General features: G+C 37.8%; 22 protein-coding genes and 1 other RNA gene. 13 read left to right on the forward strand and 10 right to left on the reverse strand.

The genetic code is table 11. From position 1 onward, the window contains the following. Positions 1 to 8 precede the first annotated feature (8 nt). The 5 genes from C9J45_RS01710 (at position 9) to C9J45_RS01730 (ending at position 4,164) form a co-directional block, all read left to right on the forward strand. On the forward strand, positions 9 to 782 hold the full coding sequence (locus tag C9J45_RS01710) for a TSUP family transporter (protein ID WP_158259263.1): 774 nt from the start codon (positions 9 to 11) through the stop codon (positions 780 to 782). Positions 783 to 808: 26 nt separating this feature from the next. Next, on the forward strand, positions 809 to 1,360 hold the full coding sequence (gene priC / locus C9J45_RS01715) for a primosomal replication protein PriC (protein ID WP_107245602.1): 552 nt from the start codon (positions 809 to 811) through the stop codon (positions 1,358 to 1,360). A gap of 2 nt (positions 1,361 to 1,362) precedes the next feature. Then, entirely contained in the window at positions 1,363 to 2,271 is a 909-nt protein-coding gene (locus tag C9J45_RS01720) for a histone deacetylase (RefSeq protein WP_107259376.1), read from the forward strand. Positions 2,272 to 2,286: 15 nt separating this feature from the next. Continuing rightward, positions 2,287 to 2,448, forward strand: a complete 162-nt coding sequence (rsmS, locus tag C9J45_RS01725) for a pleiotropic regulatory protein RsmS (RefSeq protein WP_107205544.1) — start codon at positions 2,287 to 2,289, stop codon at positions 2,446 to 2,448. A gap of 189 nt (positions 2,449 to 2,637) precedes the next feature. Then, positions 2,638 to 4,164 (forward strand): EAL domain-containing protein, encoded by a 1,527-nt coding sequence (locus tag C9J45_RS01730; RefSeq protein ID WP_233217608.1) that lies wholly within the window; start codon positions 2,638 to 2,640, stop codon positions 4,162 to 4,164. A gap of 82 nt (positions 4,165 to 4,246) precedes the next feature. Here the strand turns inward: C9J45_RS01730 and C9J45_RS01735 are convergent, their stop codons facing one another. From C9J45_RS01735 to C9J45_RS01745, 3 genes are all read right to left on the reverse strand, one after another. Continuing rightward, positions 4,247 to 4,735, reverse strand: a complete 489-nt coding sequence (locus tag C9J45_RS01735) for a hypothetical protein (protein ID WP_005370451.1) — start codon at positions 4,733 to 4,735, stop codon at positions 4,247 to 4,249. Between the two features lie 362 nt (positions 4,736 to 5,097). After that, the gene (locus tag C9J45_RS01740) at positions 5,098 to 6,012 is read right to left on the reverse strand and encodes a hypothetical protein (RefSeq protein WP_146144052.1); all 915 of its coding nucleotides are present in this window, start codon (positions 6,010 to 6,012) and stop codon (positions 5,098 to 5,100) included. Positions 6,013 to 6,059: 47 nt separating this feature from the next. Beyond that, entirely contained in the window at positions 6,060 to 7,376 is a 1,317-nt protein-coding gene (locus C9J45_RS01745) for a sphingomyelin phosphodiesterase (RefSeq protein WP_107205542.1), read from the reverse strand. A gap of 192 nt (positions 7,377 to 7,568) precedes the next feature. On the opposite strand from C9J45_RS01745, the gene C9J45_RS01750 reads away from it, so the two are divergent. Beyond that, complete coding sequence (locus tag C9J45_RS01750; RefSeq protein ID WP_107292081.1) at positions 7,569 to 8,951, forward strand: trypsin-like serine protease; 1,383 nt, start codon at positions 7,569 to 7,571, stop codon at positions 8,949 to 8,951. 104 nt (positions 8,952 to 9,055) lie between these two features. Then, the gene (locus tag C9J45_RS01755; RefSeq protein ID WP_107292082.1) at positions 9,056 to 9,412 is read left to right on the forward strand and encodes a hypothetical protein; all 357 of its coding nucleotides are present in this window, start codon (positions 9,056 to 9,058) and stop codon (positions 9,410 to 9,412) included. A gap of 342 nt (positions 9,413 to 9,754) precedes the next feature. Here the strand turns inward: C9J45_RS01755 and ffs are convergent. Together ffs and C9J45_RS01765 are read right to left on the reverse strand one after the other, a co-directional pair. Then, positions 9,755 to 9,851: signal recognition particle sRNA small type (gene ffs, locus C9J45_RS01760), an RNA gene on the reverse strand. A 161-nt stretch (positions 9,852 to 10,012) separates the two neighbouring features. Further along, on the reverse strand, positions 10,013 to 10,747 hold the full coding sequence (locus tag C9J45_RS01765; RefSeq protein WP_107205539.1) for a hypothetical protein: 735 nt from the start codon (positions 10,745 to 10,747) through the stop codon (positions 10,013 to 10,015). A gap of 67 nt (positions 10,748 to 10,814) precedes the next feature. Here C9J45_RS01765 and C9J45_RS01770 point away from each other — a divergent pair, with 67 nt between their 5' ends. After that, the gene (locus C9J45_RS01770) at positions 10,815 to 11,126 is read left to right on the forward strand and encodes an MGMT family protein (RefSeq protein ID WP_107205538.1); all 312 of its coding nucleotides are present in this window, start codon (positions 10,815 to 10,817) and stop codon (positions 11,124 to 11,126) included. Positions 11,127 to 11,204: 78 nt separating this feature from the next. Here C9J45_RS01770 and C9J45_RS01775 read toward each other — a convergent pair whose 3' ends face one another. Then, the gene (locus C9J45_RS01775) at positions 11,205 to 11,627 is read right to left on the reverse strand and encodes a YbaY family lipoprotein (RefSeq protein ID WP_107205537.1); all 423 of its coding nucleotides are present in this window, start codon (positions 11,625 to 11,627) and stop codon (positions 11,205 to 11,207) included. A 125-nt stretch (positions 11,628 to 11,752) separates the two neighbouring features. On the opposite strand from C9J45_RS01775, the gene tesB reads away from it, so the two are divergent. Beyond that, positions 11,753 to 12,610 carry an acyl-CoA thioesterase II gene (tesB, locus tag C9J45_RS01780; protein WP_107205536.1) on the forward strand — a complete coding sequence of 286 codons (858 nt, stop codon included), beginning with the start codon at positions 11,753 to 11,755 and terminating at the stop codon, positions 12,608 to 12,610. A 72-nt stretch (positions 12,611 to 12,682) separates the two neighbouring features. On the opposite strand, the gene C9J45_RS01785 is transcribed toward tesB, so the two are convergent. Next, positions 12,683 to 13,144: an Lrp/AsnC family transcriptional regulator gene (locus C9J45_RS01785; protein ID WP_107205535.1), complete on the reverse strand. Its 462-nt coding sequence runs from the start codon at positions 13,142 to 13,144 to the stop codon at positions 12,683 to 12,685. Positions 13,145 to 13,305: 161 nt separating this feature from the next. Here C9J45_RS01785 and C9J45_RS01790 point away from each other — a divergent pair, with 161 nt between their 5' ends. Both C9J45_RS01790 and queC read left to right on the forward strand, forming a co-directional pair. Beyond that, positions 13,306 to 14,376 carry a PLP-dependent cysteine synthase family protein gene (locus C9J45_RS01790; protein ID WP_045148102.1) on the forward strand — a complete coding sequence of 357 codons (1,071 nt, stop codon included), beginning with the start codon at positions 13,306 to 13,308 and terminating at the stop codon, positions 14,374 to 14,376. 290 nt (positions 14,377 to 14,666) lie between these two features. Beyond that, positions 14,667 to 15,362, forward strand: a complete 696-nt coding sequence (queC, locus tag C9J45_RS01795; RefSeq protein WP_107205534.1) for a 7-cyano-7-deazaguanine synthase QueC — start codon at positions 14,667 to 14,669, stop codon at positions 15,360 to 15,362. 91 nt (positions 15,363 to 15,453) lie between these two features. Here the strand turns inward: queC and prmB are convergent, their stop codons facing one another. Beyond that, the gene (gene prmB / locus C9J45_RS01800) at positions 15,454 to 16,386 is read right to left on the reverse strand and encodes a 50S ribosomal protein L3 N(5)-glutamine methyltransferase (RefSeq protein WP_005370403.1); all 933 of its coding nucleotides are present in this window, start codon (positions 16,384 to 16,386) and stop codon (positions 15,454 to 15,456) included. Between the two features lie 53 nt (positions 16,387 to 16,439). Here prmB and smrB point away from each other — a divergent pair, with 53 nt between their 5' ends. Continuing rightward, complete coding sequence (gene smrB, locus C9J45_RS01805) at positions 16,440 to 16,970, forward strand: endonuclease SmrB (RefSeq protein ID WP_107205533.1); 531 nt, start codon at positions 16,440 to 16,442, stop codon at positions 16,968 to 16,970. A gap of 57 nt (positions 16,971 to 17,027) precedes the next feature. Here the strand turns inward: smrB and C9J45_RS01810 are convergent, their stop codons facing one another. Then, entirely contained in the window at positions 17,028 to 17,390 is a 363-nt protein-coding gene (locus tag C9J45_RS01810; RefSeq protein ID WP_233217609.1) for a hypothetical protein, read from the reverse strand. A gap of 37 nt (positions 17,391 to 17,427) precedes the next feature. Continuing rightward, a complete protein-coding gene (gene sixA / locus C9J45_RS01815) occupies positions 17,428 to 17,898 on the reverse strand; it encodes a phosphohistidine phosphatase SixA (RefSeq protein ID WP_107205531.1) in 471 nt (156 codons plus the stop codon). Positions 17,899 to 18,237: 339 nt separating this feature from the next. Between sixA and C9J45_RS01820 the strand changes: the two genes are divergently transcribed. Next, entirely contained in the window at positions 18,238 to 21,003 is a 2,766-nt protein-coding gene (locus C9J45_RS01820) for an insulinase family protein (protein WP_107292083.1), read from the forward strand. Positions 21,004 to 21,194: the final 191 nt, after the last annotated feature.

Consider the following 21,194-nt stretch of genomic DNA (forward strand, 5'->3'; position numbering starts at 1 on the left):
AATAATTAATGATTGAAATGATAGAACCGAGTACCTTACTGATACTCGGTATTATTGCCCTTGCCGCTGGCTTTATTGATGCGGTTGCAGGCGGTGGCGGAATGCTCACTGTCCCTGCCTTGCTATCACTAGGGTTACCGCCACATATTGCTTTAGGTACCAATAAACTTGCTGCAAGCTTTGCCTCTGCAACAGCGGCTTGGACTTATTATAAAAAAAACCTATTCTCACCACGTTTTTGGCTTGCTTCCTTTATCGCTACATTTATTGGCGCAATAACAGGCACCTTAATTGTTAATCTAGTTAGTAGTGAGTGGCTAGAAAAAGGCTTACCTCTGCTTATCTTTGCCGTGGCTATCTATACTATTTGGCATCCCCAGCCAAAAGAAGAGCAATACGTATTACCATCAGTCACCCCTATGCTAAAACTTAAGCAATGGCTTCAAGGAACAAGTATCGGCTTTTATGATGGCATTGCAGGCCCTGGCACAGGCGCTTTTTGGACAGTTTCTAGCATGATTTTATATCGGTTAGACATGCTCCGTGCTTGCGGCCTTGCAAAAGCGATGAATTTCACCAGTAACATTACTTCATTAGTTACTTTCATTGTCTTAGGGCAAGTCAATTTTGCACTAGGTTTAACAATGGGGATATGTTTAATGCTAGGTGCTTACATTGGTGCTCATTCTGCAATACGCTTTGGCGCAAAGTTTATTCGACCTGTTTTTGTCACTGTTGTTTTAATTTTAGCAATTAAATTAGCTTGGCAAGCTTGGTTCTAACTTAGCTTGTAATACAAGGTTTCTCTATGATTGACTTATCTCGTCTTATTTCACTGATTGAACAATTAAAACAACAAACAGCTGACGTTGACCGTAAACGTGGCGAATCCTTTAAGCCTCTGTTTGACGAAACGCTATTTAAAACACGTAGTAAGTTGCTTACCCCTTGCGTCAATGAAGTCCATAATGAGCTCCAGTTATTACAAAAAGAGCAACAAGCCGGACGTTTATTACCCGCAAGAACACAGCATCTCTGTGAAAAAATTGTGAGCCAAATTCAAGCTATCCAACGTGAACTAGCCACACAAAACATTCGTAAAAAAGAGCCGAAAAATCAAGCTGTCTGGCGCAGACCAATTAATGAAATATATCAAGATCTTAATCAACATAAAGATTGGGAACGCCGTTTAAAAGCCATGCTTCGTGATAAAGAGTTATTAATTAGTCGTTGTGCTTCACAATTTGAGCAGCAACAGCTTCAAAAAGAAATTCTAGCCCTTGAAGGTAGGATAAGCCGCTGCCAAGCTGCTTTGATAAAAATTGAAACTGACATCAGTAACAGAGAGAGAAAAGGCTAACAATGCTTCCTCTGATTTACCATTCTCAATACTCGGCTCTAACCTTGCCAGAAAAGCATCGTTATCCTATTAATAAATACCGACTGCTGTTTGAGGCTATTTTTCACTCAGAATTAAGTAACAAGGTAAGTATTCACCAACCTAATAGGGCTGATATTGCCAAAATTAAGGCCATTCATAATAGTGAATATGTTGATGACTTACTCTTTAATAGATTGCCAGCAGCAAAAATGCGCCGTATCGGGTTCCCTTGGAGTAATGAATTAATCACTCGAACCCTACTCTCAACAGGTGGCACTCAATTAACGGTTGATTTAGCACTTGAGCACGGTATAGCCATTCATTTAAGTGGTGGTTATCATCACGCCCATCATGATTTTGGTAGTGGTTTTTGTCTATTTAATGACTTAGCCATCGCAGCTAAGCATGCTTTATCTTATTCTCATATCGACAAAGTCATGATTATTGATTGTGATGTACATCATGGTGACGGCACAGCAACACTACTTACCAATGATCCCAACATCATTACTTTTTCTGTTCATTGTGATAAAAATTTCCCAGCTCGTAAGCCTGATTCAGATGTAGACCTTGCTTTAGAAAGAAACACTTCAACAGATGATTACCTCACGGCATTGCAAGGTGTTCTCCCTCTTCTGCTTGCTCAGCACCAACCCGATTTGGTCATATACGATGCCGGCGTTGATATCCACCAGCATGATGAACTGGGATATTTTGATGTTTCTAAACAAGGTCTATACCTACGAGATCATTATATTTTAACCCAATCTAAAGCGCAGAATATTCCTGTTGCCGCAGTCATCGGTGGTGGATATAGAACAAATCATCAAGATTTAGTCGAGCTACACTTACAACTTATTTATGCAGCATTATTCGTACACAACAAATAGCGATAAAGAGAAATTATGCCTGATAACCAAATAACAACAAATACATTAGAAAATGCACCGGAAGAAATAAAGCTCGCGGTAGATTTAATTTATTTATTAGAGAGTAATGACATTGCCCCAGAGATCGTACTTTCCGCTTTAGAAATTGTTCGCAAAGACTTTGAAAATAAAGCATAGACGCCATATTTTTAAAAAATTAGCTCAATTCTCACCAAAAGATAAAAGATACAACTTTTCACCATTAGTATCTTTTATCGACTCAACCAAATATTTAAAATGGCAATAATATACTATAAAGGTATACTTTTAATTGGCGTTATTTAACAGTATGAAACAAACTTCATTATGTCATTTACAGTAAAAAAAATGTTTCAACTAGCTTTGTTAGCTCTTTTAATTGCTACGCCTATTACCTTTACATACTTAAATATTCGGTGTAGTAATTTAAGTAAAGATATTGCGAGCGCATTAAATAAAACGTTAAATAAACGTATTTCTAGCGTTTTAGATCTACCAGAGAACCAACCAGACGCTAAAAGTATGCATGATTTGGTGACATTGGTTCTTTCTTCTCGCTCTCTACGAAGTGTTGCCTACTTTCAAAACAATCATTACATCTATTCAGATCGTAATGCCTCTTTGCATACTCCAATTTCACCTAGCCTGATTGAACGATTAAAAAAGGATAAATTACCACTACTTTATCGCAAACGTAGCTCACTTGATCAGATCGATGAATTACATCTTGTCGTTAAAGGTAAAAAGGGCTTTTATCAGTTATTTATAAACGCACCTTATATGGATGACTGGTTAACTAATGCGGATGAGTATTTACGAGGTTATGTCGTTACCAATAGCGGGAATATATTAATTAATCATAAGAGAAACTATTTATTCCATAAGTCATACCATTCAACTCAATTTCCTTTTAAAGTGATTGTTGGTGCTAAACCTTCTCAGGTGTTATTGAGTATAGCTGCATTGTCTGCTTTTATTTTTATTTTGTGCATGTTCATTATCCTTATTATTAATTACATTCAAACTAATAACTTCTCATTTAAAAAGGATATAGACAGAGCAATAAAAAATAATGAGTTTATTCCTTATTATCAACCTATTGTGTGTAATAAAACTCACCAGATCATTGGAGCCGAATTACTCTGTCGCTGGCTATATCGTCATGCCAAATTGATCACCCCAAACCAATTTATTACAAAAGTAGAATCGAATGGGCAAATAAAACCGATAACGTTACAATTATTAAAACAGCTTTCAATTGATAAGCCTTTAATAGCTCATTCAAATAAAGATTTTTACGTTTCGATAAACGTTACTCTATCTATGCTCAACGATCCCAAATTTGTTGATGATGTCATATTGTTAATTAAGCAGAACCCGTCATTACAACAAGGCTTAGTCTTTGAAATGACAGAAAGAGAAAACACAACCAATGCATTTATCAAATTAGATAACATCATGCAGCGTTTTCGTAGCTTAGGTGTTCGTTGGGCTCTTGATGATTTTGGAACGGGTTTTTCCAGCCTATCAAGCTTAAAAGAGCTCAATTTTGATATTATTAAAATTGATAAACTGTTTGTAAATTCTGCTGATACAGATGCAGTCACAAGCTCAATTTTGAATAACATCGCTTCACTCGGAAAAGAGTTAGAATGTAAGTTAGTCGCAGAGGGTGTAGAGACAGAGACGCAGTTAAATACCCTAAAATCGTTGCTGATTGACTATACACAAGGCTTTTACTTTAGTGCTCCAACTAGCCGTTGTGGTTTTATCGCGTTTAAAATAGAGCATAATGAACTGATTCTAAAAACAATGGATAAATGCACAAAGCGTTGCGTTACATTGAACTATCATAGCCCTTCTATTGATATTTGACCCGTTAAAAATTTATCGTACTGCGTCACAATAAAAAAAGGGCTGATAATAATCAGCCCTTCGTATATATATTAAGTATCAATTAGATACCAGCACGCTTTAACAAGCCAGCCATTAATGCTGAGCTTGATTTCACTTGCTTAGACTTATTTTTAAACTCTTTAGCCAATGACACATCTTTAATTTCATTAGCAATATAAATCATAGAGTTGTACATATCTTTTGGCGTTTTTACACGATCTTTATCATTCAAAGGCTTCAACAACGTCACAACGTCTGCACCTTTCATTTTATTTTCAGTCGTGTATGCAAGCATTGATTCTAGTAGCTTATCCATATCTACCATAAACTCAGAGTTTTCAATGCCCTGCTTTTTCATTTCTTTCAGGTTTTTCTTACGTACCTGCTTAATCACAAATGCAGGTTGGTTAATTTTCTTATAACCATAAATACCGGCAATGATTAATAAAACCACGCCACCTGCTACATAACCCCACACTGAACCTGAAGACTCAGCAACTGGCTGAGCGACAGCAGCAATATTTGCAACAGACTCTGGTACATCAGACATATTTGTAACCTTTTTACTTTAGGAATTCGGAATGCGGCGAGACATTATCACCAACTCGGTAAACAACAATGTGTTTTATGAAAATTCAATTCAAATAGAGTGACCGAGTTCAAATGTGAGGCCATTCTGCCGTTTTCACTGACAAAAATAAAGCATTAATTGCACACTTTTTAACCACATTTTGTTAACTAGTTGTCTCACCACAAAAAGTTCGCACTATTATCTCATGCTATTTGTTATTTGCTATGAATAATTACCATGAAATATAAATTACCAATACAAATCGTGATCTTATCAACATTACTTTCAAAAATGCTCTGTCGGTGTGTGTTGCACAATTTATATAGCACATAAGTTATATATCATTGATAGTCAAAAAATCTCTTTTTAAATTCCCCGATCCGATCCTGGTATACCCTCTGCCACTCATTATCAGATAACGTTCTATATTCATTATTACGCATACTTTCCAAACTCTTTTTTAACTCAAAAAGCTGTTTCTGGTATGTTTCAACTTCTTTCCTTTGATTTTTTATTTGCAGATCCCTTCTGTAAAAATCGGTTGTTTCTTGTTCATTTAAATAAAGCAAAGAAAGCTCTCTTACGAGCAATGCTCGCTCTTCCTCACTGTATGTATTAGGTATATTCCTTAGAGCATAATCAAATGTGGCACTTTTTGATTGAAAAAACATATCAAGGTTTGTCGCTGCCTGTTGTTCAAATATCCGGTTTAATTGTTCTATATATTCAGAAGGCGGGACTTGTTGCAATATCCTGCTTTCGGATCTAAAACGATAATATTTAAACTCTTCCTCAAATAAAAGATCAGTATATTCCCCCCAGACAGTCTCGTATTGTTGTCTAACTTGATTGACTTTTTCGTTAAAGGGAATTTCCATCGGAATACTTAGAGAAGCTAACAACCACTCATCTCTAAGTGATTCAAAGTCACTCAACAGCTTAAATAACGAGTAAGGTAATTGTTTTTCTAATTCTATTAGTTGCCCATCGCATGTATGGGTCGACTTGCATTCAACCCAAAAATTGGTCATTTTATTTAATAACGCATTTCCCTTTAGTGATTGCAATTCGTCGCTGAGTACATGTATGCGCATAATCTTTTCATCAGTGCTCTCTTCAACCTTCTTCAATTCAAAATTATTGTGCTCATTTAAGGCTATTTCAGGTTCTATCAATTCGTTTACGTGGCTTTTTATAAGCCTGTCTGCTTTAACCGTTTTTGGCTCTATAACTTTTGCAGGAGTGATCAGCGTCATATAAACGACGCTGATAAGAAAAATAACGAAAACAAGCGCGAGCCATCTCATTGTGCAATTGTCGCCACAACAGGAAAGTGATCTGATAAATCCCAGTGATACCACAAACCAGAGGACGTAGAACGTGGAATATCAACCCTATTTGTATTTGATTCAACCTGACCATATTCAGTACTTACGACTACGTAGTCTAAATATTCAGAACTTGAGCTCGCATAGCTATTTATTGTCGGATCATAGGTTGCAGATGTATATCCGGTATAAGTAGGCTCATTTGCTCTCAATAGCATATGCATCCACTGGTAATCTTGTGTAAAGAATTTATTTTTATTTACATTAAAATCACCACTATAGATAACGACTTCATTATTTGGAATATTTTGCTTTCTAGCAAAACTATTAATTTCAGAGAATTGATAAATACGATCAACTCTAGCATCAATAGAATCAGTTGAAGCTGCATGAGTCGCAAATACATGATATGACTTACTACCTTTAACTACTTCAGCATAAACAGCACCTTTATCTGCTAAGCAATCTGTTCCGCTACAACGCGAGAATATATGGTAATCTGTTGCAACAATTGGATATCGGCTAACAATAATCACTCCTCCATCCATCGCATTAAATCCTGGAGCATCTAATACTTCGGTTTGATAAGGATACTCTGATGATAACTCTTGCAAGAAAGAATATCTTTCTCCAGAAAAAACTTCTTGGAAAGCAATAACATCATAATCTGATAAAAATTCTGGTAAGGCGTCTAATCTATCTGAAATATGAGAAGCAATAAATGGTAGAGCCCATATATTATAAGTCATCAACTTGAGGGAAGAGTCATCAGTAATTAGAGGTTCAGAGTGTTTAACTGGCGTTATAGTGTAATAAATATCGTCATAACCCGATGTTCTCTTAGCACGAAAAGCTAATTCAGCCGATAAGTCACTATAATCATGAGATGTAAATCTATAAATTGAATAACCAGATTTGTAAGAAGTATTTACATCAGCAGCACTTAGTTTGTATTTGAGAGAAGATCCCCACCAACTGCCTCGCATATATTGCTGTAAATTTACTTGTTTACCACTTTCGGAAGTGACTGATGTTGTAAAATAATATTTCTTTTTATTCTTAACGCCCCAGTTTCGATTAAAGCTTAATACTTTTTTCGTTTCCCATGGCATCAATGTTTGTGCATCCTGAGTCCATTCACTTCCTTCTCTTAATGTATCTCCTTTACCACTGTGACTGACATTTATGCTAAGAGTTTCAGAGGAGTTATTAGTAATATATATATAGGTATCTGAATAGCAATAGCTTGAAAACATTGCAAGTAAGGTAAATAAATAGGATTTAATGTTCATTGTTAACATCTCGTAGATGAAGACGGAATGTTATTTAATTATAGTTCATTTAAAAAAATGACAATTAATCATATTAAAAAAACAAGTGTTATAAACATCTAATTTTATTAAATAAAAAAATAAATTTATTTTTTGAAATTATAAATCGAATAACACGGTCTTATTTAAGATATCCTAAAAAGGTTAGAAACAATGAAATTTTTAATTGTCTTATCAATGCTTCTTACTATTTCAACATCTCATTCAATTATTCTCTCTGAAAGCAAGTTTCAAGAAATTGGTGGAAATATTCATAATATCCCAGAAAGTATCAAAGTAGACAATGAAATACTTAGAGAAATGAGTTTACACCCTGAATATTTAACTGTAGGAAGTATAAGTTCTAAAAAAGGTCGATGTACTGCAACGTTATTAGGACAAGACAATAATGGATTTTCATATATTTTCACTGCTGCACATTGTATGAAATATAATAAAAACAAACAACAATCAGATATTAATGCAACATTTACATCTTGGAATAAAAGAACAATTGCAAAGGGGAAAGGTAAAATTTTTGTACCTAAACCACTAATTAGAAAACCATTATCACACAAAAATGATCACATCTATTATGATATGGCAATATTGAAACTACCGACTGTTGACATTTTATTAGATCAATTTGGTTTTCCTGTACCCTCTCCAATACTTAACGATAATTTTCTGAAGAAGAATGCTAAAGTGAGCTTTGTCGGTTACGGTTTATGGGGGGTTGGGAATGACATATCAAACGATTACAAACCTGCATATGGACAACAACGTCGTTTATATGGTGAAAATATTGTAACGCATATCATATCTCAACATGCCTTTCTGATATGGCTAGTAAACAACAATAGTAACAAATGGGCCCTGCCAACCACAGGTGATAGTGGTTCCGCTTGGTGGTATAAACATAAAGGCTTAAATGTTATGGTAGCCATTACGACTAAAGGCAAAGATAATCTTGCCTTGGGATCCAGTCTATCAAAGAAGATTGATTGGATTAAGAGTGTTTATAGCGATGTAAAACTTTTAAGTAGAACATTTCTGACCATAAAAAAAGACAATAATGCAGGAGAAGTTGGAGATTATTACCAGGTGAAAAAACAAGATGGTTGTTATAACTATTATGAACTATCTAAAATAACGAATGATAGCTATCGTAATCTGCCTGACTCCCATAATGACAATTCAAATTGGCAATTCAGAGGCCCATTTTTTGAACATAATAAACAAGACTTAGTTATGGGAGATATTTTCCTTTACGACAACTCTGAAAGTGGTGAACTAGAACTATTTAAACTCATTTCTCCCAATATTAACAATATAACAAAAACCATCCCAAAAGATCGTAGCGATAACAATTCTTGGATCTACATGAAAAAAGCGGATATAGAGTATAGCCAGTTAATTAACTGTTCTACATACAAAGATACTGTCTACAAAGAACCAACGTTAGAAGAAACATTAGCTGCCTTATCTGAGCTTCAAGAACTATTCAGTAATATTGTTTTTTTAGAGCAATTAGCGAATATGTACGATAATAACTAATAGGTATTATGAGTCTCTCAATGTATAAATATTGATCAAAGCCACCTTTATAATATTCATAAGTAGGCTAGCCTTTAAATAACTTCTATTTTTTAAGGATATTTATGAAATTGGTTTATATTTATTTATTTCTCTTTTCTGCTGCTTCATTTTCAAAGGATACGATAAAAAAGACCTTTAACTTTAAAGAAAACAGAAGTGATATTATAGAAGAGTGCTTTAAAGCGCATACTAATGACGTTCTGCATTTTGAATTCAACAGCTTAGAAGATATTGATTTTAATATTCATTGGCATAAAAACGACGATATTTACTTTTTAGAAAAAATTTCTTCAATCAAGACGAACCTGAATAATTTTACAATACCTGAAGACGACTCTTACTGTATTATGTTCAAGAAACGAGGAGAAGCGAATAACGAAATTCTATTGCAGTACTACATCGAGCCGTATAAAGCATAAATATTGATATTCATTCATCATTTTTAAACGTAAAGATAGTATAAACCTTCTGGCTACGCCTCTATAAAAGAAATATCTGGCGAGCATTCAAGATGGAAACAGGTATCAAACTCTAATCTTGATTCTACAGTTAAGACCTTATTCATCTTAGAGCTAACAAATTTGAAGATGTTTTTAACGCGGGAATGTCTTAGATTTCGCCTGTACATAACAACGCTCTTTTTTGTAGCTAAACTACAACAAAAATAGGTTATGCAGAGGTATGGTGCAAGTTAAGCAGTGAGAAAGTAGAATTATGCAGAGGTATGGTGTAAACAACAGGAATAGCAGATGGGTGGAAGCCCCCACCAGCCACATCCCGGCACACACATCGCCTGCTGCGGTTGCTCCCTTCCGGGCCTGGCCGAGTTCACAAGTTAGTGTTGCGGGAGGACCAATGGGGGCCTCCATAGATTCCTTGTCTCTTGCGAGAACGGAGAAGATTATCTATTAAGCGCATCGATATTGCAAGTTGTTATATAGCAACAATAGTTCAAGTGTGTATTATTTATCCAAACACTAAGATATTGAAAATAAAACCATCGCCTTGCTTCATTTAACTTACTCTTCTTCCTCGGGATCGTCTAATAAAGATTCACCAAGTAGCCCACCACCCAGTACCAGTAGCCAAGACACTAATATCGGATTAGCAACATCAAATTGCGGCATGATGACTAGCGTGGCAAAACCAACAGCAGGTAATACACAAGCCAATTTAGGGATCCATTCATCAAGATGTAATTTATTTAAAGACTGAAGTGCCGCAATAATACCGGTAACACTTAAAGCCAATAATGCAGCATGCTCCATGCCACCAACCCATAAGGGAACCACAAGTAAAAGCGGCCACCATGTATTGCCTTCAACAGGCCGCCAACTTCTAGCAGCAAACCAAATAATGGCAATACCAATAATTTGAATAATAGTCGCACCAATAGAGCCTGGCAGTTTACCCTCCGCTTGTAATGCCATTAAACCTGCATTCATGGCTAATACAATGGAGATCATCAATGAACCTAACTGCCAACATCCCTTAGGCGATGTGCAAATCATCAAAATCGGTAACATCATAAATAAGCTGACAGACAACGCGACTGGTTGTTCTGGCAATACATAACCAAATACACCTAGTCCAAACAATAATAGCCATGCCGCAACACCGCCCTGAGGTAGCAGCCATAATGCTGGGATCGCAAGGGCAAGAATAGGTAACTCTCCCTGACTATGCGCCAAGGCATTAACCCCTAATACGGTCAATAATAAAGTGACAATGATTAGTAATGTTTTATACAACATGGCAACACCTCCTTGCGTTATCCTGTTGTTTAAGAAAAGATGGTTTTTTTTATCTCTAATTATAAATATGGACGATTTTTCTCAGCAAATCTACAGCCAAGTGCATCAAATACCTATTGGTAAAATATCGACTTATGGCGATATTGCAAAATTTTCAGGATTTCCTGGCTATGCACGTCAAGTAGGCCGCTTACTCTCGAACCTTCCCCAAGGTTCAGCGTTGCCTTGGCACCGTGTTATTAATAGCCAAGGAAAGATCTCAATATGTGATAACGGTAGAGCTCGCCAAATAGCAGCATTGCGTAATGAAGGGATTATTGTGACGGAACAAGGACGAGTAAGCCTTAAAACATACCGTTGGGATGGGTACCCTGAATAGCAAAATGCCCGACTATCTTATTCAATCATAATAAATAGAATAAATCGGGCATTACTAATATTGTATAAAACGATTGGATTACACTTTCACCAATGGAATATCTAGGTGTGTGGTTTTTAACGGTTCAATGCTTAAATCTACTGTTGATTGATTACTGAACAATACTTCATCATTGATTTCAATCTTAGCAATAACACGATATGAGGTATCTGGCTTTAATTTACTTTTCACATAATTCAACGTGAAAGAAACAGGTGGCTGTTCACCTTCAGCTAAAAATGAATGTTGGCTGATAACTTTACTCGCACTATGATCAGCTTGAGTAGACTGTTCAACCAATGACACTATAATGCGTGCATTATTCGGTAACACTACACGCTCACGATAACTTACTGTTCCACTTAATGTTCCAACATCATTATCGGTCGGCATGAGGTTAGTACAAGCCGTGATCACTAATGCCGCAATCAAAACCCCAAACCATGCAAAAGAATTTTTCATATTCTTCTCTATTAATCCCTAATCTATATTGCTATAAAGCTCAAATATAATAAAACCAATCCAATCTCTATTTGAACTTGATTTCCCTAAATCGTACTGATAGTAACATAATTAATGGTGCTTAGATGAGTAAAGAACTGAATGAACTTCTCAATCTTCTACAATTAGAACAACTTGAGCTTGATCTTTTCAGAGGTCAAAGTGAAAACCTTGGCCTACCGCAAGTATATGGTGGACAAGTGATTGGGCAGTCCTTATCCGCAGCTAAGCAAACGGTTGAAAAAGAACGCTACTTACACTCCTTTCATAGCTACTTTTTACGCCCTGGTAATTCTGAAAAGCCAATTATATATGATGTAGAAAAACTACGTGATGGTAAAAGCTTTAGTACTCGTCGTGTAAAAGCAATTCAGAATGGTGAGCCTATTTTTTTCTTAACGGCTTCATACCAAGCCAATGAAGAAGGGTTTAACCACCAATCAACAATGCCCAATGTAGTAGGGCCTGAAGGTTTAGCATCTGAAACTCAACTTGTTGATGCCATTGCGCAATATCTACCACCTAAAATAGTGGAAAACTTTGGTAAGAAACGCCCAGTTGAAGTGCGTCCAGTAACTATTATTAATCCATTAAAGCCAACCATTGCTGAGCCTAAACAATATTTATGGATTAAAGCCAATGGCACAATGCCTGAAGATCTTAATATCCATCACTACCTATTGGCGTATGCATCTGATTGGGGATTTCTTGTCACATCAATGCATCCACATGGTGTGACGTTATTTAGCCCGAATATGCAAGTTGCAACCATTGACCATTCAATGTGGTTTCACCGTCCATTTAAGATGGATGAATGGCTGCTTTATGCTATTGATAGCCCATCAGCAAGTGGCTCTCGCGGTATTGTTCGTGGTGAGATTTATAACCAAAAAGGCGAACTTGTTGCATCGGCAGTACAAGAAGGCTTGATCCGTCAACGATAAACTTATCGGCTGAAGGTTAACGCAATCAAGGCAGCCACTAGTAATAAATAGTGGCTGCCTTGATTATATAACCTATACAGGTAATGCCGTGGTGTACTTAAGGGGTTCCATTGCAAATGTCGATGTTACATTCGTTAGTCCCTCAATGCTGTTCACCAATTTCTTATAAAACAGATCAAAAGCCTGCATATCTGCCACTTGTACTTTCATCATGTAATCATAATCCCCCGCCATACGGTAAAATTCCATGACTTCTGGGAACTCTTCAACCGTATGAACAAAACCGTTATACCACTCTTTAGAATGATTACTGGTTTTAATCTGTACAAATGCTATAAAAGATAATCCTAGTTTTGCCGCATCTAATAGCGCAACACGTTGACGTAATATGCCATCTTCTTCTAAACGCTTTAGCCTTTTCCAGCATGGCGTGGTCGTTAAATTAACAGCTTCTGCTAATTCAGATAACGCTAGCGTTGCGTCTTGTTGCAACAAACGCAGTAATGTTCTATCTACAGCATCCAAACTTGACATCCCATACCACCAATAAGCAATTAAGTAGAAATATTTTCTAAATTTTATCGTTTTTTTGCAAAACAAAGCAAAGACTTTTCTCTGTAACTTGGTAATATAATTGTTAAGCAATCAACATAAATACAACAACAATAATAAAATCAATACAGTGGAGTCACGCTATGACACAACAACTAAACAATCAATGGGTTAATAACGCTATTCGTAAAATTGATGCTGATTATCAACGCTCAGCAGACACCCACTTAATTAAATTAGAGTTACCTAGCCTAGACGGTATTGATATTTATCTTAAAGATGAAAGCACGCATCCAACCGGAAGCTTAAAGCACCGTCTTGCTCGTTCGTTATTCCTATATGCTTTATGTAACGGTTGGATTAAAGAAGGTACACCGATCATTGAATCATCATCAGGTAGTACCGCCGTTTCTGAAGCATATTTTGCACGTTTACTTGGGTTACCATTTATTGCTGTCGTGCCACGTAAAACAGCGTGTAAAAAAATAGAACAAATTAAATTTTATGGGGGTAGCGCCCATTTTGTTGACTCTCCTGCTGCAATTTATGACGAATCTCGCCGTTTAGCAAAAGAGTTAAATGGTCATTACATGGATCAATTTACCTATGCTGAACGTGCCACCGACTGGCGTGGTAATAACAACATCGCTAACAGTATTTTTGATCAAATGAAGTTAGAGCGCTTCCCTATCCCAAGCTGGATTGTAATGAGCCCTGGTACTGGTGGGACATCAGCAACAATTGGTCGTTATATTCGTTACCAAATGCAACCAACACAACTGTGTGTGGTTGATCCAGAGAACTCAGTATTTCACGACTACTTTATGCAGCGTGATAATACGATTACTGGCAACACAGGCAGCCGTATTGAAGGTATTGGTCGTCCTCGAGTTGAGCCAAGCTTTATTCCTGATGTGATCAATGAAATGCGTAAGATCCCAGATGCGGCAAGTGTTGCCACTGTTCACTGGTTAGAAAAAATTATTGGCCGTAAAGCTGGTGCATCAACAGGTACAAACCTGTTTGGTGTCCTACAAATCGCAGCCGAAATGAAACAACGTGGCGAAACAGGCTCTATCGTTACGCTGTTATGTGATAGTGGCGAGCGTTACCTAGACACCTACTACAACCCTGAATGGATCAGCGAAAATATTGGCGATTTATCAGCATATACCGAACAGTTAGAACAATTGGAAAAATTCGGTCAATGGTAAGTATCACGCTTCAATGAACAACCCCTTGGGGAGGTTAGCCACAGCGCCTCCCCCCCTCTATTAAACTTTGTGTCTGTGTACGTTGAACGTTGATAAACCAAGTACTGCCTTAACTTGGATAATCTTTAAACGCGATACGTTATTTTGCCGTACTTTATGTACGGCTTTTTTTCGTCTATTACATCTAAAACTTTGCAGCGGACAACAGCTGAGTTAGCATAGATAGACGTTCTAAAGAATGTCTATCTACCGACTGTTTCTCGGTAATTTTTCAAAAAAGGAACACCTATATGTCAAAAGCAGTTGTTGTTTTCAGTGGCGGTCAAGATTCGACTACGTGCCTTATTCAAGCTCTGGCGCATTACGATGAAGTGCACTGTATTACATTTGATTATGGCCAACGCCATAAATTAGAGATTGAAGTGGCAGAAGCTATTGCCAAAGATCTTGGCGTAACAGCACATAAAGTAATGGATGTCGGCCTATTAAATGAATTAGCCATTAGTTCACTAACACGTGACAATATTGCTGTCTCTCATGAACTACAAGAAAACGGATTACCGAACTCCTTTGTTCCTGGTCGTAATATTCTATTTTTAACCTTGGCTGGTATTTACGCCTACCAAATTGGTGCTGAAACCGTTATCACCGGTGTATGTGAAACTGACTTTTCTGGCTACCCTGATTGCCGTGATGAATTTGTTAAATCATTAAACCAATCATTAGTACTCGGGATGGATCGCCCATTAACGATTGCAACACCATTAATGTGGCTAAATAAAGCAGAAACATGGGCGCTAGCAGATCAATACCAAAAACTAGACTATGTTCGTGAAAAAACACTGACTTGCTATAACGGTATTATTGGTGACGGTTGTGGTGATTGCCCATCTTGTGATTTACGTCGTGCAGGGCTTACTGATTACTTAGATCATAAAACCACTGTGATGAATGCTCTGAAAGCAAAGCAAGCGCAGCAAGCATAATAACCACTGAGTGACCTATAAAAACGGCATGATGGTACAGAGAAAGTAACCATCATGCCGTTTTTCTTAATCGTGTTTAACTGCGCTTTAATTAGTCGCGAAAAGCCGCAAAATCATCTGCACAATCAACAAGCTGATCACGTGTTAACAAAAACACACCATGACCACCATTTTCAAACTCTAACCAGGTGAATGGAATATGCGGATATTGATCTTCCATGTGGATCATGGAGTTACCCACTTCACAGATCAAGAAGCCATCATCTTTTAGGTAATCGGGTGCATTGGCTAAAATACGACGCACTAAATCTAAACCATCAAACCCTGCCGCAAGACCGAGTTCAGGCTCGTGACGGAATTCATCTGGTAGACTATCCATATCTTCTTGATCCACATACGGTGGATTAGACACGATAAAGTCGTACTTATCTTTTGGTACATCACGAAGCAAATCAGAACGAAGTGGGATCACTTGTTGCTCTAAGCCGTGATCAGCGATATTCTGCTCAGCAACAGCCAGTGCTTCAGGTGAAATATCAACGATATCCACTTCCGCTTCTGGGAACATGTGTGCACACGCAATACCAATACAACCACTACCCGTACATAAGTCCATAATACGTGTAGGCTCTTGGTTTAAAAGTGGCTCAAAACGGTTTTCAATCAATTCGCCAATCGGAGAACGTGGAATAAGAACACGCTCATCAACGAAGAATTCCATACCACAGAAATAAGCAATATTTGTTAGGTATGATACGGGTGTACGATCGTCGATACGGCGAATAACGCGCTCAACAATACTCTGACGCTCACTACGAGTTAAACGAGAATCTCGAACTTCAGGTGGAACATCTAACGGTAAATACAATGTAGGAAGAACAAGCTGAACCGCTTCATCCCACGCATTATCGGTACCGTGACCATAAAATAGACCTGCGGCATTGAAACGACTTACCGTCCAACGTAACATGTCTTGCAATGTATGAAGTTCGTTGACAGCTTCGTCGACAAAAATCTTATCCAAAATAGCCTCCGAAAAACGCGACATTACCGCTATATAGTTGTTGGAATTTCATTATGAGTAAAAAAGATCCAAACCTTGATGAAGAGATGGCTCTCTTCAAAGATGCGATAAAAGGCGTAAAAAAGTTTTCGCATGATACCATAATCACGCCACGCAAACAGACTACAAAAGCTGATAAAGCAAAAGTCATGGGCAAAGAAAGTCAAAACCATGAATTTTATTTCTCAGATGAATTTGAGCCTCATCTTAATGAAAATGGCCCTGTGCAATATGCACGCGACGGCGTTTCTAAGTATGAAGTAAAAAAGTTACGTCGGGGTGTTTACGTACCTGACATTTATTTAGATATGCACGGCATGACGCAACAAGAAGCCAAGCGAGAACTCGCCGCTATGATTGCAGCCTGTATAAAAGAGAATGTGTCTTGTGCCTGTGTAATGCACGGTATTGGAAAGCATATTTTGAAACAAAAAGCGCCGATGTGGTTGGCACAACATCCAGATGTACTCGCTTTTCACCAAGCTCCCCTTGAATTTGGTGGGAATGGCGCACTACTCGTGCTTATCGAAATACCTGAAAGATAAAAGAACATCGAGTAAGCAAAACGCGCATCGCAATATCACTTACTCGGTTGTCCTATTTTAATAGCTTGGTTTTACTATATGTCCAACCTTCACTACTTTACCGTGATTAAATAGCGTCACTTCTCCAGTGGCGCATATTTTTAAACGTCGTTTAATCACGGTTTCATCGTAAAAGTATTCACAGTCATCATTTCGTGCACTATCAATACGCGCAAAAATACGAATAGGCCCTTCACCGATCGCATTGGAATAATTAGCAAAGGTTAATGTGCTTCCCGTACTCGATACATGCATGCCTTCTTTTCGTCCATCTGACCACTTGATCATACCATTTGCTGAAATACGAACAGGCTCAGCGGTAGAAGCGCAGCCCATTAGCAATATCGAAGTGAGAAAAGAAATTAACGATACTCTTACCATAACCAGCACTTACCTATTGTCCGTCATCAAAGCCATATTATTGTGGTACGTTTTGCCAAACCAATTCTGCATTATCCATGTCAGGATCGTAATCAATAGCAGCAATGGCCGAAGTACTAAACATAGGGGGCTGTATGCCTGCCACCAACTCTGAGGTTAAATATCCCACCAGAGGTAGATGTGAAACTAATAGAACCGATTGTGGCTTTTCAACCCCAATCATTGCTTTTAAATAATCGACTACCGTTACAGCATCACCATAAGGGGTGATCTCATCACTCACTTGAACATTTGCAACACCCGGTAATACACTTTCCATACATTGCCATGTTTGTTGCGCGCGTAAATACGTACTCACCAGTACAGTGTCTAATGGTTGATTTAATTGCTGGGCTAGCATTTCCGCCATCTGTTTTGATTGGCGTGAACCGCGCTCTGTCAACGGGCGCTCTGCATCACTCGCCGCAAAATTTTCAGCTTCACCGTGACGCATAATATAAATTCGCATAAGTTTCCGTTTCTCTTCGTTAAACAGGTCGTTCAATGAGTTGTGATAATGAGGCTTATTTTATTACTAATTGACATGCTAATGCATTTTTTTCAACGTATCTCTCTATCATGCTAGCAACTCCCTTTCATATCGCATACTCCTTACGCAAATTTGATAACGAATCCGTGACAAGGTTAGCCAACCTGAACAAATCATTTATTAAAATAGGATTAAGCCTTGACGTTGGGTTTTCATATCACGCTCATAACTACGTAAATAAAGTTAACTATCAGTTTGCCAGTCTGTGTATTGGAGGTCATAATTGATCCAATTCTCCTTTAAAAATAGGCTCTTCCTGTGCATATAAGCCCAAATGATCACAAGCAGTATCGCTATCTTACTTTAGCGAATGAACTACGCGTATTGCTGGTTCATGATGCTGAAGCGCCTCGCTCCGCTGCTGCCTTATCCGTCGAAATTGGTCATTTTGACGATCCTCTTGATCGTCAAGGTATGGCGCACTTTCTCGAACATATGCTGTTTTTAGGTACTGAAAAATATCCACGTGTTGGGGAATTTCAAACCTTTATCAATCGCAGTGGCGGCAGTAACAATGCATGGACTGGAACAGAAAACACGACGTTTTTCTTTGAAGTCAGCCCCCATGCTTTTAAAGAAGGATTAGATCGTTTTGGGCAGTTTTTCACTGCACCATTATTTAATGAAGAAGCCGTTGATAAAGAAAGACAAGCTGTTGATTCTGAATATAAATTAAAAATAAAAGATGATGTCCGCCGCCTTTATCAAGTACAAAAAGAAACCATTAACCCAGAGCACCCTTTTGCTAAGTTTTCAGTCGGTGATCTTACGACACTAGACGATCGTGATGGCAAATCTGTACGGGATGATTTAATAGCTTTTTACCATCAACATTATTCAGCGGATGCGATGGGTCTCGTCTTATTAGGCCCCCAACCATTAGATGAATTAGAACAATTCACGAATGACTTTTTTAGCCATATTCCAAAAACAGATGTTGTAAAAACACCGCTTACTACGCCGTTTGTGACCGAAAAACAACAACAACAATTTATTCAAATTGAACCAATTAAAGAACTACGAAAGTTAACGCTGTCATTTTCTTTGCCGTGTGTAGATGAGTTTTATACCGCGAAACCCTTATCTTATATTGCCCATTTACTAGGCAATGAAGGTCAAGGTAGTTTGATGTCAGTTCTCAAAAAACGGGGTTTTATTAATACCTTAACCGCCGGTGGCGGCGTTAGCGGCAGTAATTTCAGAGAATTTACCGTAGGTTTGAATTTAACGCCGAAAGGTCAAGATCACATTGACGAGATAGTCACTAGCGTTTTTCAGTGCCTTAAACTCATTAAGCTACATGGCTTAGCTCAATGGCGACAACAAGAGAAGAAAGCTGTACTTGAAATGGCTTTCCGCTATCAAGAAAAAAGCCGTCCATTAGATACTGTCAGTTATTTGGTTTTAAACCTGTTGCATTATAAACCGGAAGATATCATCTACGGTGATTATATGATGGAGCAATACGATCATACCTTAATCGAGCAGATCTTAGATTACCTTGAGCCGACCAATATGCGATTAACCTTGGTTGCTCAAGGTGGCCATTATGATCGCACAGCACAATGGTATGACACGCCTTACTCAGTAACACCATTTACCGCGGAACAAAAAGCGTTATGGCAAGATATTGAACTGGATCCTGAGTTAACACTACCCGAGCGCAATATATATCTTTGTGATAATTTTGAGCCTTTACCACTTGAACCTGGCTCAGAATTACCTCCTCAGTTAATTCAAGATTTACCTGGGTTTCGTTTATGGCATAAACAAGAACATGATTTCCGCGTACCTAAAGGTATAGTTTATGTTGCCATTGATAGCCCGCATGCGGTGAGTTCACCACGTAATATCGTAAAAACTCGCCTATGTGTTGAAATGCTATTAGAAGCGATAAATGAGACCGCTTATCCCGCTGAGATTGCAGGTATGTCGTATAATCTTTATGCTCACCAAGGGGGAGTGACGCTTCAGTTATCAGGCTTTAGTGAAAAACAACCTTTGCTTATGACGCTGATACTTGAGCGCTTTGCTGGGCGAAAATTTGATCACGATCGTTTCACCAATATCAAAGCACAAATGCTACGTAATTGGCGTAACGCAGCTGAAGATAAACCGATTTCACAATTATTTAATCAGCTAACAGGATTACTACAACCCAATAATCCGCCCTACCCTGTCATGATTGAAGCGTTAGAATCAATCGAGTTAGATGAGCTACCAAGCTTTGTTGATGAAATGTTCGCAGAGCTTCATATTGATGCCTTTGTGTATGGCAATTGGCTTAAAAAAGATGCGTTAGCATTAGCTGAAATATTAAAAGATGCATTCCGAGTGACTGACCAACTTTATGGTGAATCACAACGTCCGCTGGTACATTTAGACAATGCGGGTACATTAACGTATGAGTTAGATTGTAATCATGAAGATTCAGCAATCTTAATGTATTACCAATCTCAGGAAACCACACCTGAGCAAATTGCGATTTATACGTTAGCTAATCATTTAATGTCGACCACGTTCTTCCATGAGTTACGCACGAAACAACAACTGGGTTATATGGTAGGAACGGCCAATCTACCGCTTAATCGTCATCCAGGGTTGATCTTATATATTCAATCACCTGTTGCCGATCCAAGTTACTTATCAGAGGCAATTGATGATTTTACCAATGCTTTTGCACTTGTATTGCTCGAATTGAATGAAGCGCAATGGCAAGACAGTAAGCAAGGTTTAATTGCTCAAATTTCAGAGCCAGATACTAATTTACGATCTCGTGCTCAACGGTTTTGGGTAAGTATCGGCAATAAAGATGAAACGTTCCAACAACGTCAGCGTGTTGTTGATGCGCTTAAACAATTAGATCGTGTAGATATGATCAAATTTGTTGTTGATACCATTAAACCAAGAACAGCGAATAGATTAGTCATGTATTACAAAGGCAAAGCGCATAGTGATTACGCACCTTTAGAGATAGGTCAACCAATTGAATCAGTCACAGAATTTCAAGATAATGCTTATTAAGCTGGCATGACTCGTCTAACAATTAAGACGACCGTCTACATAACGAGCCATATTTACAAATAAGTGTTAAATATGGCTTTTTGTCTATTGTCATTCGTTGTGTATAACATTTATTAAGAGAATTAAGGCTTTATTGAATAGCAAAAAAAACCGATGGCCTAAGCTCATCGGTTTTTTTCATTAATCTATTG

Source organism: Photobacterium sp. GB-1 (assembly GCF_003026165.1).
Taxonomy (GTDB): Bacteria; Pseudomonadota; Gammaproteobacteria; order Enterobacterales; family Vibrionaceae; genus Photobacterium.